Genomic DNA, 14,556 nt, shown 5'->3' with positions numbered 1-14,556 from the left:
TTTTGTTTGTGCCCCTTAGGCGCGCCGTGCGCCGCGCGCCGCACCCGTGGGGGCTGGCGCTCCGTCCGCGTTGACACGGCGGGGTTCAGATCATAAGAGTCGAAATGTAATAACATTACGATTCGCGAGGTTCAGATGAGAGTTTCGATGGCGGCGGTTGCCGCGCTGGTGGTTTTCGGGGCGGTTCAGGTGGCGAATGCCCATGGGGTCTGGGTTGCCGAGCGGTGGGGCGAGCTTGGCCTTGTTTATGGCCACGGCGCTTCCGATGACCCTTATGATCCCGCCAAGGTCGCGACGGCGAAGGCCTTGGATGAGACCGGTAAGCCGGTGCCGGTGCAGGTTGTGAAGCAGGAAAGCCATGTGCTGCTGGCCCCGGAAAGCGAGGCGGCGGTGGTCCTGGTCGACTTCGACAACGGCTTCTACACCGAGGGCAGCGACGGCAAATGGGTGAACCGGCCGAAAAGCGAAGTGGAGGGCGCCCGTCAGGCAGGCCGCTATTTCAAGCACACCCTGGCGATCCGGCACCTGCATGGTGAGATGCCGAAGCTGCCCGAACAGGATCTGCAGATCGTGCCGCTGGGCAATCCGACCGAATTGAGCGCCGGCAAGCCGTTGCGGCTGCGCGTTCTCTACAAGGGGAAACCGCTGGCAGGGGCAAGGCTCATTGCCGACTACGTCAACATGTCGGAGACAAAGCTGGATGCGACCGACCCTTCAGGTGAGGTCGAGATCACGGTCCGCAACAATGGGCTGAATGTCATTGCCGTGGCGCATGAGGTGCCGCTGGAGAACGATCCGGATGCTGATCGCATCCAGCATTTCGCGACGCTGTCCTTCGAAGCCGGGCATGGGCATTCCCATTGAGACGTTGGCGGGTCGCGGACATTTGTCCATGACCCGCCTTTGCCGGAGAGGCTGGAAGCTTCCGGTTTTCTAGAACATGTCCTCGGCGGTGGTCAGACCCAGCACTTGCCAGTCCTGCATGCCGCCGCGATAGTAGTAGATCTTGTCGGCCGGGAAGCCCTCGCGGACCATGGCGGCGATGGCCATCGGGCTCTGGGCGCAGGCCGGGCCGTTGCAGAAGGCAAACACCTTGATCGCCTTGGCGCAGTCCCACGCCCCTTGTGCGCCGCTGCAGCCCAACTCATCGAGGCGCATCGCCACCTCGGTATAGGGAATGTGAATGGAGCCGGGAATGGTCGACTTCACCCGCCATTCCATCGTCCGCATGTCGACGACCGCGGCACCGTCATCCTGCAATGCTTCCAGCACTTCCAGCTCGCCGACCGGATGGACGCCGGCAACCGGAACCATCGGCTGCAGGACGCCGCCGATCAGCTGCATGTCGTTCTTCTGGCGGGTGATCTCGACCGGTCCCTCGTCGGTCTCGATGGTGACGGAGGTGACCTTCGGGCTGATCTGAAGACCGTCGGCGGCATAGCCGGGGGTCGACAGCAGCGCCAGCAGGGCGGCGCCGGCCAGGACTACGGATCGTTTCATGTTTCTTCCTCCCCTTGAGCGAGCCTTGCAGCTTTTGCGTGTCGGCTCGAAAGTCACATAGATGATTTCGAATGTGAACGCATAAGGCAAGAAAAAACGCCGCGCGGGTTGCGCGGCGTTGAACCGTTTCGTCTCAGGGGTGTGACGGGGAGGGCGGGCGTCAGGCCGCGTCCGTGCGCCGGTCGAGAGCGCGCAACTCCGTATCGAAGGCCTTGGCGAAGGCATCGAGCGCATGCATGAGCTCTTCGCTCGCTTCCTCCAGGGCGCTCAGTTGTTGCGCGGCCTGGGCTGCGTTTCCTTCAGCATGGGTGTCGAGGGCGGCCCGCGCTGCCTCGTGGCAACGCTGATGCGGCACCGCGACGGCCTGATAGGCGGCATGCCGGCGGATGGTCGGTTCGGTGATGCCATCGAGCCAGTGCCCAAGCCGGCATCCATGATGGTCGTTAATGGTGACAGGCGTGGTTGAGGCCCGCCCCAGAACCGTATCGACGACCTGCTGCTTGAACAGGATATGGTCGATTTTCACCATTGCGCACATGGAGCGATGGGAGGAGACGTCGCCCCAGGCCGCGGCATGGCTTGAGAAGCGCTCGTTGCTGCTTTCCAGGGTGAGGCTCATGTCCCGCAGACGGTTTTCATTTTCTTCGGCAAGGTCGGCAACGCCGGTGATGCCGGCGGCGATTTCATGGCTTGCCTCCTTCTGCTGCTGAAGGATCGAGGAGATGTCCTGCATGCGTGCCGAAACGGCGCCGATCTGATCGCCGACGGTCTGCATCCGCTCATTGGCACCGGCAATGGTCGCTTGCCCCCGGTCGACCGCTTCGCGTGAGGCGGCGATCGATTGCTGGGTGGTCACCATGCCCGCCTGCAGTGCCTCGATCCGCCGGGCAATGTCCTCGGTGGCCTGCGCCGCCTGGGTGGCCAGGTTCTTGACCTCGCTGGCGACCACGGCGAAGCCGCGTCCGGCCTCTCCCGCCCGCGCGGCCTCGATCGTGGCATTGAGGGCAAGAAGGTTGGTCTGGTTGGCGATGTTTTCGATCACCCCGAGGAACTCGCCGATTTGCTCCGATGCCTTGTGCAACTCGCTCAGGTTGGCCGCGCTTTCATCGGAAGCCGCGGCAATGTCGCCGATGCGGGCGGAGACATCCTCCATGGCATCGAGGCCCGCGCTCACCGTGGCGTTGGTGGCATTGGCTTCCTGTGCCGCGCCGTCGCTGTTTTCCGCGATCTGCTCCACCGAGGCGACAAGCTGCGACGCAGCGGCGGAGATCGCCTGGCCGCTTTCGGTGGCCCGCTGGGTATTCTGCGACAGGGTTGCCATGGCCACGGTCATCCGGTTGATGTCGGCGGCAGTGCCGGCAAGGGTGCGCAGGCTGGTCAGGTCGTTTTCGCGCCGGTTTTCCTCCGCCCTGAGCCGCAGCACGCCGGTTTCGTAGGCATCATAGGACATGATCATGTCGAGGAAGGCCCGGCTGATCATCACCTGCAGGGTCGCGGCGAGCTTTCCCGGCGACAGCCGGTGGCGCCGGGCCAGGGCGGGGATGGCATCCACCAGCAGCCGACCATAGGACGCCAGATACCATTGCACGTCGAGGCCGATGCGCACATGTGCCTCGCCGATGCGCTTGGCCCGGGCTTCGAACTCGCCATCCGGTGCGTGATTGAAAATATGGTCCCAATGCGCCATCTGCGCGGATTTGAGACGGGTGACCTTTTCCTGCGATCCGCCGATCTTGTCGGCCAGCTCCGGAGTCCGGTCGATCGCCTGGTAGAAGCTGCCGAGGATGTCCGGCATGACCGGCATCAGCTCCTTCCAGACATTCCTTGCCTGAGCCTCGTCGAATTTGTCGGGCGCCATGAAGCCGGTAATTGCCTCGGTGAGAGAACGTGCGGCCGTCTCTGGTGCGGCGTTGGTCATGTGAACGTTCATGCAGGCGATCCCCAGGGTCTGTAACCGGCTTATCGGTGTGTTACGGCCACATTTGGCGATATCCATGAAAAATCCCCTAACCAGCCGCCTGCTTCTCTCTACGGGTTTTTGCTGGTCATGCGAGTGGGGCAAGGGGGCAAGCCTGGCGAAACGGCGCGGAAATGCTGCGAAGGCAGCGCAGCTTTTGTCGTGGCGGCGCGAATCGCCGATACTGCCGCAAACGGGGCCGGGTCCGCCGCACGGATGGCGCGGACGGGCGGCCGGATCAACTCGGCCGCAGCCTGCCAAACGCGCTTGGCGGAGATGGCGCGCGGCCCCACATCGATATCGACATGACGATCCAGCAGGACACGCGGCAAGCATGACCGTTAGCATTGATATGGGAGAGGCAACCAGCGGCGGTCTGGCAGGTGCGGGCGGTGCCTGCCTCGATCTTGAGGAACTGCTCGCCACCCGGCTTCTGGTGCAGGGCAATTCAGGCTCCGGCAAGTCGCATCTCCTGCGCCGGCTGCTGGAGCAGAGCGCGGCCTGGGTTCAGCAGGCGGTGATCGACCCGGAGGGCGATTTCGTCACGCTCGCCGACCGGTTCGGCCATGTGGTGATCGACGCAGCGGCCAGCGAACGCGATCTGGCGGTGATCGCCGCGCGGGTGCGCGCGCACCGGGTGTCGGTGGTGCTCAATCTGGAGGGGCTGGAACCGGACCGGCAGATGAAGGCGGCGGCCACCTTCCTCAATGCCATGTTCGAGGCCGAGCGCGACCACTGGTATCCGATGCTGGTGGTGGTGGATGAGGCGCAACTGTTCGCGCCGGCGGCATCCGGCGATACCGGCGAGGACGCGCGCCGGGTGTCGCTGGGGGCCATGACCAATCTGATGTGCCGCGGCCGCAAACGCGGTCTCGCCGGGGTGATCGCTACCCAGCGTCTGGCGAAGCTGGCCAAGAACGTCGCGGCGGAAGCCTCGAATTTCCTGATGGGGCGCACCTTCCTCGATATCGACATGGCGCGGGCGGCCGATCTTCTGGGCATGGAAAAGCGGCAGGCGGAGGCCTTCCGCAATCTCGACCGCGGCCATTTCGTCGCGCTTGGTCCGGCGATCTCGCGCCGGCCGCTGACGATCCGTATCGGCCAGGTGGAAACGGCGGGACGTGGTGGGGGGCCGAAGCTGACGCCCTTGCCGCAGGCGCGGCCCGAGGAGGTGCGTGATCTTCTGTTCCAGCCGGCCAGTCGGGAGGAGCGGACGGCGGTCGAAGAGCCCAAACCGCAGCCGGTGATGCCGGCCTCGGAGGTGCTCGACCGGTTGACCCGGCAGGCCGCGGCGCGCGAGGTGGTGGAAGCCGAACCGCTCGATCTGGAAGCGCGGGAAAAGGCCATCGACGCGGTGATCGCCGAACTTCTGACCGACGGCGAGGCGGCGTTCCAGCCCGTCGCGGCGCTTTATCAGGATTTCCTCGTGCGCTGCCGGATTGCCCGGCTCGCCGGAAAACCACCCGAACTCGCCGACTTTCGCCAGCGGGTGGCGATGGTGCGCGCCGGTGTCGAGCAGCATCAGATCGACCCGCAGACCTGGGCGACGGCGGAGACGGTGGCCCAGAATCTGCCGGAAGAAATGCGCGGGGTCTACCTGCTCTTGGCCAAGGCCGCGCTGGAAGGAGGTCCGTGCCCGCCGGATGCGGAGATCGCCCGGGCCTATGGCACACGCTCTCCCGGACGGGCGCGCTGGCTGCTGACCCATATGGAAGAGCAGGGCTATATTGTCTGCGTCAACGATCTGCGTGGCAACCGCATCGTCACGCTGACCGATCTGGATTGCCAGACAAGCCCGCCGCCGGCGCGCGCGGTGGTCTGAGGGCGCGGGCTCTGACCTTAACGTGGGCCGGGTCCGGGTCGGTCCACCCGGCGGCAGCCATAGCCAATCGGGCACTTCGGATTGTCCAGCGTCGGACCGTAGTTCGGCTCCAGAATCTCGTAGTGCGGGCAGTAGCGCCGGTCTGCGATGAAGCGGGAATAGGTGTAGGTCCCGGTCGACATGACGACGGCACCATGCTGCTGGATGAAGGCCTGTGCCTGTGCACAGGTCATCGATCTTGTGTCGGGACGCGCCTGAGCCGGCAGGCTGGCGATCGCGAGAGCGACACTTGCCGTGAGCGTCGTTAGCAAAGCAGGTGAGTGACGATTGAACGGGAACGAGGTCATGATGTGTCTCCCTTGTTCAAGAGAGAATCCTGCCTTGTGTTCCGGTTTCGATCAAGAGCCCCAAAAGGGGGAGGAAAGCGCCCGGATGGACAGGGCAGGCACCCCGACGGCCATGCCCTCGGGGTGCTTGGGCTTTAGCCGGCCGCGTGGTGCAGCCGGTGGTACAGCATCGGGTTCTTGGCATAGGGCGCCAGTGTCTTGGCGATGGCCAGAACGGCGAGATCCGCCAACGGCTCCAGAATGATCACCATCATGTAGGCGGCGCCGAACGAGCCGATGGCACTGAGGTTCTCCGCTCCGAAGCCGCTGCCGTAGAATGCCCAGAAGGCCACCCAGACGACAATTCCGCCCTGATAGGCGGTGGAGAGCGCCAGGGCCTGCCAGTAGGTCACGTCGACATAAGGCGTGCGGGCGGGAATGATCTTCCGGGCAAGCAGGCTGACCGCCCAGAGCGGCACCACCAGTGTGGTGATGTTCATGCCGTATTGCGGCAGGTCGAAGGGGGCGAAGAAAACGCCCTGCAGGAGAAGGCCCGCAGCCAGACCGATCGCCGCCGGTCCCGCGCCGAAGACGAGATAGAGCGTCGAGCCGAGGATGAAGTGCACCTCGGAGACGCCGACAGGATAATGCGGCATCAACTCGAAGAAGCAGAAGACCAGGGCGGTGGTCGCCAGGCTGCGCATCACCAGTGCGGAGAAGCCGCCGTCGTGACGGATGGTATCGACGGCCATCTTGGCCATCAGTCCAAGCGAGGCGGCAGCCGTTGCGTAGCTGAGGACGATCTTGGCGCCGTCAACGACGCCGGGTTCGATATGCATGAAACTCTCCTGTGCGCACCCACCGTGCGAGAGGGGTGAAGACTGTGCGAGGCCGCACGAAGCCGATGGCAGGTCTCCTGGCTTGCGGATCGCGTCGTCACCCGCCTTCCCAGCTCTTGAGCCAGTGGCAAAATGGGTGTCGCTTGCCGCTCACAGTTGCGGGGGCAGCCACGGTCTTGGCCCCTGATGGGTAGCTCTCACCGTGTTCCCTTTTAATCCGCCGCACGTCGCTTGGCGGAACCATCGGCGGCGACGATGCAGAATTTCGACCGCGAAGGCAAGCATCCCGCCGCTGTTTCTGGGATGCATCAGCAGTTCGCGCTGACCCTTGCGTATCGGTCTGGGGGAGGAGAGTTTCAGAGCCGGATGCAGGGAGGCGGCCGTCCCTGACCGGCGGCGGCAATCTGGAACGTCATGCCGTTTTGTGGGTTTGCCGCAATTTGCTGCGCGCTCAGCTCCGCACGCGCCGAGGTGACATAGAGCGTGGTGCAATCCGGCCCGCCGAAGGCGGGGCAACTGACATGCTGTGCGGGCACGTCCAGATTTCGCAGCAACTGGCCATCCGGCGAAAAAACCGCAATCTTCCCCGCGCCCCATTGTGCCACGAACAGATTGCCGGCCCTGTCGACCGCCGCGCCGTCGGGGCCGCCCGACATCTGTGGCCTGCCGATCAGGATCTCCGCGTCGCCTGCGGGAAATCCGGTGTCGGGTGCAAGAGGAACCCGCAGGATCTCTGCCTTGGCCGTGTCGGTGAAATAGGCAAAGCGCCGATCGGGAGAAAAGCAAATCGCATTGGGAATGGTCAGATCGGCGAACAGCCGACGGACCTCGCCGCGGTAGAGGCGGTAGAGCGCACCGGCACCCGGTTCCGCGTTCTTGCCCATCGTGCCGACCCAGAACCCGCCCCAGGGATCGGCCTGACCGTCATTGGAGCGGGTAAGCGGATTGTCCGGTTCGAGCGGCGCGATCAGGGACCTTGCACCGTTCTCGATATCGAGACGATAAAGCCCGCTTTCCGTGGCGATCAGCAGGGTCACGTCATCGATCCAGCCAGCCGAGGACGCATGTTCGTCAAACTCGTGGTGCGTTTGCAGGCCGTCCCCGGTGCGGGCGAGCAGTCGCTTGCCCAGAATATCGAACCAGAACAGTTGCTGGCGGCGCGGGTGCCACAACGGCCCTTCGCCAAGCTCGCAAATGCGGTCGTCGTGGATCACTTTGCGGCCTCGTCATAGGCTTCTACCAGGCGCTTCGCCCGCGCGGCGATGTCGGCAGTGGTCATGCCGGGCTTGTAAAGCGCGGTGCCGATCCCAAAGCCATCGGCGCCGGCGGCGATCCAGTCGGCAAAGTTGTCCGGCCCGGCGCCGCCGACCATGAAAACCTTGGTTGACGCGGGCAGGATCGCACGGATCGCCTTCAGGCCATCAAGGCCCAGCAGGGACGCGGGGAAGATCTTCACGCCGTCGGCGCCGGCCTCAAGGGCGGTAAAACACTCGCTCGGGGTCAGGACCCCGGGGAAGCTCTGCATCCCGTGCGCCTTGGTGGCGGCAATAACCTCGGGATTGCAATTGGGTGAGACCACCAGCCGGCCTCCAGCCTGATGCACCTGCCGGACCTCCTGCGGCGTCAGAACCGTGCCGGCGCCGATCAGAGCCTGATCGCTATAAAGGCGCGCCATGGTGCCGATGCTGGTCAAGGGGTCGGGGGAGTTCAGCGGCACTTCGATTTGGTCGATGCCGGCCTCGATCAGAACGCTGGCGGCGTCGGCGGCCTCCTGCGGGGTGATGCCGCGCAAGATGGCGATAAGCGGACGGGTCATCCATTTGTCTCCAATGTCTGGTGGATGGCGTGAAGACCGGCCCTGGTCATCTCCGCCGCATCATGGCAGCTGGCGGCGACGGCGAGTTCGGCAAGGCCGATGCGATAAAGCTCGCTCAGATGCGCCGCGCCGATGATCGCCACCGGATGGGCCTGCAACTGGCTGCGCATCGCCGCCAGCTCCGCACCGATCAGCAGGCCGGACAGGCGCGCGCGTGCGGCTGCCGGGTCGATTCGCCCAAGCAGATGCTGTGCGCGCAGGGAAAACAGGTTGAGGGAGAGGGTTTCCGGTTGGCGCAGCATGGCTCTCAGACCCGGCCGGAAGGCGGCAAGCGCAAAGCCCGTCTCGGCGATCGAATGGCGCAGCACCGTGTGTCGAGACAGGGCCGCGAACAACTCGCCGGTCATGGACGTTTGGAAGGAAAGGACCTGATTGTCGCGCACCCGGGCCCATTTGCTGTGACTGCCCGGCAGGCAGATCAGGCCGTCGAAATCCGGATTGCCTGCCAGAAAACCGGCGATCTGGGTTTCCTCGCCGCGCATCACGTCGGCCGGCTCGTCCTGGCGCAGGCCGGGAACGATATCGACCCTCAGCCCGGGCAGTCTGACCGGCGCTTGCACCAGTCGTACCGGGCGAGCCGGGCAGGGGACGGGCTGGTAGGGGGCTTCGATCCAGCCCTGGCGCGAGCCGACCATGCCGCAGGCAATGACGTGCAACACCCGCTCACCCAGCCAGGGCGCCAGCAAGGCACGCAGCACCGGCTCATAGTCGTCGCGGTCAAGCGCGCCCATGCCCTGGCGCGACGCAAGGGCAGCAAGGTCGCGCCCCTGTGCGTCCATGGCGAGGGCGCGTAGATGCGTGGTGCCCCAGTCGACCGCAACCCAGGCGATGTCGGTCAAGGTGGCCGCGCTCATCCTGACACCACGACGCCGCCATCCACCGCCAGGGTCTGGCCGGTGATCATGCGGCTCGCCCGCGATGACAGGAACAGGGTCGCATCGACGATATCCTGCGGATCCAGCGGCTCCTTGAGACATTGCCGCTCAAGATGCGCGGCGAGCCCCTCCGGCGTCACCCAGAGGTCCTTCTGGCGCTCGGTCAGGACCCAGCCCGGGGCGAGAGCATTGATCCGGATCCGGTCGGGACCGAATTCCCGGGCCAGCGAGCGGGTCAGCCCGGTGATGCCCGCATTGGCCGCCGTGTAGGCGGGATAGCCGGTGTTGCCCATCATGTAGCTGATGGAGGAGAAGTTGACGATCGCGCCGCCGCCTTTGGCGCGCATCCCGGCGACGACCGCCTGACAGGCAAAGAAATAGGCCTTCAGATTGATCGCCTGCATCCAGTCCCAGAACTCGGGCGTGACCTCCTCGCTGGTGTGGCGCGTGTCATTGGCAGCGTTGTTGACCAGCACCGTCACCGGACCGTGGCGCTCGGCCGCTTGTGCGATGCTGGCCTTGAAGGCCGGCGTGTCGGTGATGTCGCAGCGGATGAACTGCGGGCGGTTGCCGGGATGCTTGTCGGCCATTTCGACACAGAAGCCGGAGGCGTCGGATCGCCCGACAAAGGTGACGCGCGCGCCCTGCTGCAGGAAACCATCGGTCAGCGCGGCGCCGATGCCCGAACCGCCGCCGGTGATGAACACCGACTGGCCTTCCAGATCGCGAAACAGACTTGTGCCCGACATCAACGGCCCTCCCGCAAGGCAGGGCGGATCTCTCCACCTACAGAAAAGCCGGGATCGCCCCCCGCGTCCAGTTCGTCCTGGCCGGTGCTCGTGTGGCGGTCGTTGCTCATGCGGCGCTCTCTCCCCCAAAATCATTTAGTCTCAAATAATGAAACTAAAATCCATATATTGATATTAGTGAGGAATGGCGCTAAAGAAGTCAACATGAACAGTGCGTCGAACATGCCGCCAATGACAGGAGCCGTGCCCGAATGACCGCTGAAAGCCCGTCGCAGAAAGGTGGCACCGTTGGCAAGGCCATGGAGGTGCTGGATTGCGTCGCCCGGTTCGGGACGCCGGTGCGCTTTTCGCAGATCCTGGAAGTTTCACGCTTTCCCAAGCCGACTCTCTACCGGCTGGTCAGGACGCTGGCCGACCTTGGCATGCTGGATCATGACGCGGACAAGGACACCTACATGCCTGGGCGCCGGCTCCTGAAGCTGGCGCATGTTGCCTGGGCGCAGTTTTCGCTCGCCTCCATCGCCCGGCCGCACATCGACCGGCTCGGGCAACAGGTGTCCGAGACCATCCATCTGGCGCAGCTCGATCAGGGGCAGGTGCTCTACCTCGACAAGCGCAACGCCCGCGATCCGGTGGAGATGTACTCGCAGGCCGGCAAGGTGGGGCCGACCTACTGCACCGGTGTCGGCAAGGCGATGCTCGCCTTCCTGACGCCGGAGGAGCAGGAGCGGGTAATCGCGCTGCAAAGCTTTCACCGCTTCACGCCGCACACGCTGGTGACGCCGGAAGCCCTGCGCGCCCGTCTCGAAACCATTCGGACGCAAGGCTATGCGCTGGATGAGGAGGAGCATGAGACCGGCATCATCTGCATCGCCATGCCGGTGCTCAACGGGTCGGGGCGGGTGCTGGGCAGTGTGTCGATCACCGACACGGTGCTGCGCACCACCTGGGCCGCATTGAAGGAAAAGCTGCCGTTGTTGCGTGAGACGGTCGAGCGGATCGGTCACGACGCGCAGGATTGGCATTATCCCGGCATCTGACGCCGGAGGTTTGTGCACGGAAGGCCCGGAAAGGGTGCCGGGAAACGGGGGGATCACTCAGGTAATGGCAGGCATAACGCTCAACAAGGCCATCAAGCGATACGGGGCCGTGGACGTCATCCATGGCATCGATCTGGAGATCGAGGACGGGGAGTTCTGCGTGCTGGTCGGGCCGTCCGGCTGCGGCAAGTCCACGTTGCTGCGCATGGTGGCCGGTCTGGAGGAGACCTCCGGCGGCGACATCCATATCGGTTCGCGCAATGTGACCCGGCTCGATCCGGCGGCCCGCGGCGTGTCGATGGTGTTCCAGACCTATGCGCTTTACCCGCACATGACGGTTGCGGAAAACATGAGCTTCGGCCTGCGCATGAACGGCCACCCAAAGGCGGAGATTGCCGCCAAGGTCAAGGCGGCGGCCGATATCCTCAAGCTCAACGACTATCTGGAGCGCAAGCCCAAGGCTTTGTCCGGCGGCCAGCGCCAGCGGGTCGCCATCGGTCGCGCCATCGTGCGGGGGCCGGAGGTGTTCCTGTTTGACGAGCCCCTGTCCAATCTCGATGCCGAACTGCGCGTCGAGATGCGGGTGGAGATCGCCCGCCTGCACAAGGAGATCGGCGCCACCATGGTCTATGTGACCCATGATCAGGTCGAGGCGATGACGCTGGCCGACAAGATCGTGGTGCTGCGGTCGGGGCGCATCGAGCAGGTCGGAACCCCGCTCGATCTTTATCATGATCCGGACAACCGGTTCGTGGCCGGCTTCATCGGCAGTCCGGCGATGAATTTCGTCAAGGCGACCGTCCGCGATGGCCGGGTCCATGCTCCCGGCCTGTCGGACGAGGCGTTCGCCGTCGATATCGCGTTGCCGCCAAACGGCACGGATCTCTTGGTCGGGGTGCGCCCGCATCACATCGCCATCGACCCGCAAGGGGCCAGCCACACGCTGATCGTCAAGGAGGCCTTGGGGGCAATGTTCCACGCCTATCTGGAAGCGCCGACCGGCGAGCGGATCGTGGTCGAGGTTCCGGAAGCCGAAGCGGTCGGGCTGCAAGGGGAGGTCGGGCTGCGCATGGGGCCGGATCGCCTGCTCCTGTTCGACGCGCGGACCGAGCTGCGCCTGCGCTGAGACCAAAAACCCGCCCGCAGCCAACAGGCTGCGATGGCGAGCGAAGGTGTGAGGCAACGCTCCCGATCACGGGTCGGAGTGAGCGGTCTGTCTCGCATGGTCACATTGGAACTCATTGAAAAAACACAGGAATCGTCTCTTGACAACTCGAAGGGCTCTGGAGAAGATTTCTTATAATAAAACTAAGTTTCATTATTTGAGACAACCAAAAGGAGGGAACGAAATGTCGATCAAATCCGGAATTCGCAAGGTCAGATCGGCCATGGTGGCCTTGACCACATCGGCGCTGATTGCCTTGCCCGCGCTGGCCGGGACGGCGATGGCTGGCGAGTTGGTGATCAACACGGATTCGTCATTTCCCGCGGTGAAGAAGGCGTTCCAGTCGGCAGTCACCGGGTTCGAACAGGAGAACCCCGACATCAAGGTGACCTGGAACGTCTTTGACAATGAGGCCTACAAGTCGGCGATCCGAAATTTCCTGTCGGCGGAGTCTCCGGATCTGGCCACATGGTTCGCGGGAAACCGCATGTTGCCTTACGTCAATGCCGGGCTGTTTGCGCCGATTGACGATGTCTGGGCCGAAAACGGGCTCGACAAGACGTTGAAGGCGGCGGAAAGCGCGGTCACCTTCAATGGGACCAAGTGGGCGGTCCCCTACACCTACTATCAGTGGGGGGTCTACTACCGGAAGGATCTCTTCGCGAAATTCGGCATCGACGTGCCGACCACCTGGGAAGAGTTCAAGGCCGCCGGTGCCAAGCTCCAGGAAAATGGCGTTACGCCCGTGGCGATCGGCACCAAGTTCCCTTGGACGGCCGCCGGCTGGTTCGACTATCTCAACCTGCGTACCAACGGATACGACTTCCACATGGCGGTGACGCGCGGCGAGATCCCGTGGACCGATGAACGCATTCGCAAGACCATGGGGCATTGGGAAGAGCTGCTGAAAGCCGGCTTCTTCCTGGAAAACCATGCAGCCTACAGCTGGCAGGAGGCCTTGCCCGCCCTCGTCAATGGCGATGCGGGCATGTACCTGATGGGCAACTTCATCGTCGCCCCCTTGCAGGAAGCGGGACTGACCGAGGATCAGTTGGGGTTCTTCCAGTTTCCCGCCATCGATCCGGCCATCGCCATGGCCGAGGACGCGCCGGCCAACACGCTGCATCTGGCGGCGGGCGCGCGCAACGTTGCCGAGGCCAAGAAGTTCCTCGCCTATATCGCCCGCGCCGATGTGCAGACCAGGATGAATGAGATCATGGGGCAGCTGCCGGTCAACGCAAAGTCGAGCGTTTCCGACGATCCCTATCTGCAGGCGGGCTTCAAGATGCTGTCGAATGTCGATGGCGGTCTGGCGCAGTTCTTTGACCGGGACGCTTCGGCGGCGATGGCCAAGGCCGGCATGGAGGGGTTCCAGGAATTCATGGTCAAGCCGGAGCGGCTCGACAAGGTCCTGGCGCGTCTTGAAACGGTGCGCCAGCGCCAGACCCAGTAGCGCTCAGGGGGCTGCGTGCGCGCAGCCCCGCATCTGGCTCAAGACGGAACTCTGCAATGTCTTATGTGACCCGTGTCTGGCAAGACCATAAAACCACGATCACGCCATGGTTGTTCCTGCTGCCAGGCATCCTCATGTTCGCGATCTACATCGTGATCCCGATCTTTCAGTCGATTGCGATTTCCTTCTATCGTTGGGACGGATTGGGGGAAAAGACCTTCATCGGCCTGGAGAACTACCGGGAGCTGATGCGGGACGATATCTTTTTTACCGCCCTGCAGAACAACGTGATCTGGCTGGTGCTGTATCTGCTCGCCTTGCCGGCCGGGCTGTTTCTGGCGCTGTTCCTCAATCAGACGACCCGTGGCATCCGCATCTACAAATCCCTGTTCTTCTTTCCCTTCGTCATCAGCCAGGTGGTGGTGGGGCTGGTCTTTTCCTGGTTCTACGATCCAAGCTTCGGCCTGTTTAACACAGGCTTGATGAAGATCGGCCTGTCGCCAATCCCGGTTCTGGCCGACGAGCGCTTTGTCACCTACGGCGTGATCATCGCCGGTCTCTGGCCGCAGATCGCCTATTGCATGATCCTCTACCTGACCGGGTTGAATGCCGTCGACGGCGAGCAGATCGAGGCCGCGCGGCTCGACAACGTGCGCGGCTGGCGGATGCTCTGGTACGTGATCCTGCCGCAGCTGCGACCGGCCACCTTCATTGCCCTGGTGGTGACGGTGATCGGCGCCCTGCGCTCTTTCGACCTGATCTCGATCATGACCGGCGGCGGGCCCTGGGGCTCCAGCCAGGTGCTGGCCTACTACATGTATGAGCAGGCCTTCTCCGAATACGGCTTCCGCATGGGCTATGGCGCCGCCATCGCCGTGGTGCTGTTCGCCATCATGTTGATCTACATCGGCTTCTTCCTGGCCAAGATGTACCGCGACGAGAAGGGCCGGTAAG

At 63.9% G+C, this 14,556-nt stretch carries 14 protein-coding genes and 1 riboswitch; of the genes, 6 read left to right on the top strand and 8 right to left on the bottom strand.

Annotation, left to right across the window (positions count from 1 at the left end):
• The first annotated feature begins 135 nt into the window (after positions 1–135).
• Positions 136–864 (top strand): DUF4198 domain-containing protein, encoded by a 729-nt coding sequence (locus LC062_RS08895; RefSeq protein WP_224910680.1) that lies wholly within the window; start codon positions 136–138, stop codon positions 862–864.
• Positions 865–933: 69 nt separating this feature from the next.
• Here LC062_RS08895 and LC062_RS08890 read toward each other — a convergent pair whose 3' ends face one another.
• A complete protein-coding gene (locus LC062_RS08890) occupies positions 934–1,500 on the bottom strand; it encodes a rhodanese-like domain-containing protein (RefSeq protein ID WP_224910679.1) in 567 nt (188 codons plus the stop codon).
• Positions 1,501–1,660: 160 nt separating this feature from the next.
• Positions 1,661–3,430: a methyl-accepting chemotaxis protein gene (locus tag LC062_RS08885; RefSeq protein ID WP_224910678.1), complete on the bottom strand. Its 1,770-nt coding sequence runs from the start codon at positions 3,428–3,430 to the stop codon at positions 1,661–1,663.
• Positions 3,431–3,791: 361 nt separating this feature from the next.
• Here LC062_RS08885 and LC062_RS08880 point away from each other — a divergent pair, with 361 nt between their 5' ends.
• Positions 3,792–5,279: an ATP-binding protein gene (locus LC062_RS08880; RefSeq protein ID WP_224910677.1), complete on the top strand. Its 1,488-nt coding sequence runs from the start codon at positions 3,792–3,794 to the stop codon at positions 5,277–5,279.
• A gap of 17 nt (positions 5,280–5,296) precedes the next feature.
• On the opposite strand, the gene LC062_RS08875 is transcribed toward LC062_RS08880, so the two are convergent.
• From LC062_RS08875 to LC062_RS08850, 6 genes are all read right to left on the bottom strand, one after another.
• Complete coding sequence (locus LC062_RS08875) at positions 5,297–5,512, bottom strand: hypothetical protein (RefSeq protein WP_224910676.1); 216 nt, start codon at positions 5,510–5,512, stop codon at positions 5,297–5,299.
• Between the two features lie 248 nt (positions 5,513–5,760).
• Entirely contained in the window at positions 5,761–6,444 is a 684-nt protein-coding gene (locus LC062_RS08870) for an energy-coupling factor ABC transporter permease (RefSeq protein WP_224910675.1), read from the bottom strand.
• 50 nt (positions 6,445–6,494) lie between these two features.
• Positions 6,495–6,704, bottom strand: a riboswitch (cobalamin riboswitch).
• A 96-nt stretch (positions 6,705–6,800) separates the two neighbouring features.
• The gene (locus LC062_RS08865) at positions 6,801–7,658 is read right to left on the bottom strand and encodes an SMP-30/gluconolactonase/LRE family protein (RefSeq protein ID WP_224910674.1); all 858 of its coding nucleotides are present in this window, start codon (positions 7,656–7,658) and stop codon (positions 6,801–6,803) included.
• The gene (locus LC062_RS08860; protein WP_224910673.1) at positions 7,655–8,260 is read right to left on the bottom strand and encodes a 2-dehydro-3-deoxy-6-phosphogalactonate aldolase; all 606 of its coding nucleotides are present in this window, start codon (positions 8,258–8,260) and stop codon (positions 7,655–7,657) included. The genes LC062_RS08865 and LC062_RS08860 overlap by 4 nt, the downstream gene beginning before the upstream one ends.
• Positions 8,257–9,174, bottom strand: coding sequence for a 2-dehydro-3-deoxygalactonokinase (locus LC062_RS08855; protein WP_224910672.1), 918 nt, complete (start codon positions 9,172–9,174; stop codon positions 8,257–8,259). Before LC062_RS08855 ends, LC062_RS08860 begins: the two co-directional genes overlap by 4 nt.
• Entirely contained in the window at positions 9,171–9,944 is a 774-nt protein-coding gene (locus LC062_RS08850; protein WP_224910671.1) for an SDR family NAD(P)-dependent oxidoreductase, read from the bottom strand. Before LC062_RS08850 ends, LC062_RS08855 begins: the two co-directional genes overlap by 4 nt.
• Before the next feature lie 251 nt (positions 9,945–10,195).
• Between LC062_RS08850 and LC062_RS08845 the strand changes: the two genes are divergently transcribed.
• The 4 genes from LC062_RS08845 to LC062_RS08830 all read left to right on the top strand — a co-directional run bounded on the left by LC062_RS08845 (position 10,196) and on the right by LC062_RS08830 (position 14,555).
• Positions 10,196–10,984: an IclR family transcriptional regulator gene (locus LC062_RS08845; RefSeq protein ID WP_224910670.1), complete on the top strand. Its 789-nt coding sequence runs from the start codon at positions 10,196–10,198 to the stop codon at positions 10,982–10,984.
• A 64-nt stretch (positions 10,985–11,048) separates the two neighbouring features.
• Complete coding sequence (locus LC062_RS08840; protein ID WP_224910669.1) at positions 11,049–12,110, top strand: ABC transporter ATP-binding protein; 1,062 nt, start codon at positions 11,049–11,051, stop codon at positions 12,108–12,110.
• 223 nt (positions 12,111–12,333) lie between these two features.
• Positions 12,334–13,602, top strand: a complete 1,269-nt coding sequence (locus LC062_RS08835; protein ID WP_224910668.1) for an ABC transporter substrate-binding protein — start codon at positions 12,334–12,336, stop codon at positions 13,600–13,602.
• A gap of 56 nt (positions 13,603–13,658) precedes the next feature.
• Positions 13,659–14,555 carry a carbohydrate ABC transporter permease gene (locus LC062_RS08830; RefSeq protein ID WP_224910667.1) on the top strand — a complete coding sequence of 299 codons (897 nt, stop codon included), beginning with the start codon at positions 13,659–13,661 and terminating at the stop codon, positions 14,553–14,555.
• Position 14,556: the final 1 nt, after the last annotated feature.

Origin of the sequence: Stappia indica (assembly GCF_020177335.1) — a bacterium.
Taxonomy (GTDB): Bacteria; Pseudomonadota; Alphaproteobacteria; order Rhizobiales; family Stappiaceae; genus Stappia; species Stappia indica_B.
The sequence above is the reverse complement of the archived record's forward strand: the minus strand, read 5'-3'. Positions and strand labels throughout refer to the sequence as shown.

Coding starts and splice junctions, on each gene's coding strand:
- LC062_RS08895 (WP_224910680.1), top strand. CDS start 136: ATGAGAGTTTCGATGGCGGCGGTTGCCGCGCTGGTGGTTTTCGGGGCG.
- LC062_RS08880 (WP_224910677.1), top strand. CDS start 3,792: ATGACCGTTAGCATTGATATGGGAGAGGCAACCAGCGGCGGTCTGGCA.
- LC062_RS08870 (WP_224910675.1), bottom strand. CDS start 6,444: ATGCATATCGAACCCGGCGTCGTTGACGGCGCCAAGATCGTCCTCAGC.
- LC062_RS08885 (WP_224910678.1), bottom strand. CDS start 3,430: ATGAACGTTCACATGACCAACGCCGCACCAGAGACGGCCGCACGTTCT.
- LC062_RS08890 (WP_224910679.1), bottom strand. CDS start 1,500: ATGAAACGATCCGTAGTCCTGGCCGGCGCCGCCCTGCTGGCGCTGCTG.
- LC062_RS08840 (WP_224910669.1), top strand. CDS start 11,049: ATGGCAGGCATAACGCTCAACAAGGCCATCAAGCGATACGGGGCCGTG.
- LC062_RS08845 (WP_224910670.1), top strand. CDS start 10,196: ATGACCGCTGAAAGCCCGTCGCAGAAAGGTGGCACCGTTGGCAAGGCC.
- LC062_RS08855 (WP_224910672.1), bottom strand. CDS start 9,174: ATGAGCGCGGCCACCTTGACCGACATCGCCTGGGTTGCGGTCGACTGG.
- LC062_RS08875 (WP_224910676.1), bottom strand. CDS start 5,512: ATGACCTGTGCACAGGCACAGGCCTTCATCCAGCAGCATGGTGCCGTC.
- LC062_RS08850 (WP_224910671.1), bottom strand. CDS start 9,944: ATGTCGGGCACAAGTCTGTTTCGCGATCTGGAAGGCCAGTCGGTGTTC.
- LC062_RS08835 (WP_224910668.1), top strand. CDS start 12,334: ATGTCGATCAAATCCGGAATTCGCAAGGTCAGATCGGCCATGGTGGCC.
- LC062_RS08830 (WP_224910667.1), top strand. CDS start 13,659: ATGTCTTATGTGACCCGTGTCTGGCAAGACCATAAAACCACGATCACG.
- LC062_RS08860 (WP_224910673.1), bottom strand. CDS start 8,260: ATGACCCGTCCGCTTATCGCCATCTTGCGCGGCATCACCCCGCAGGAG.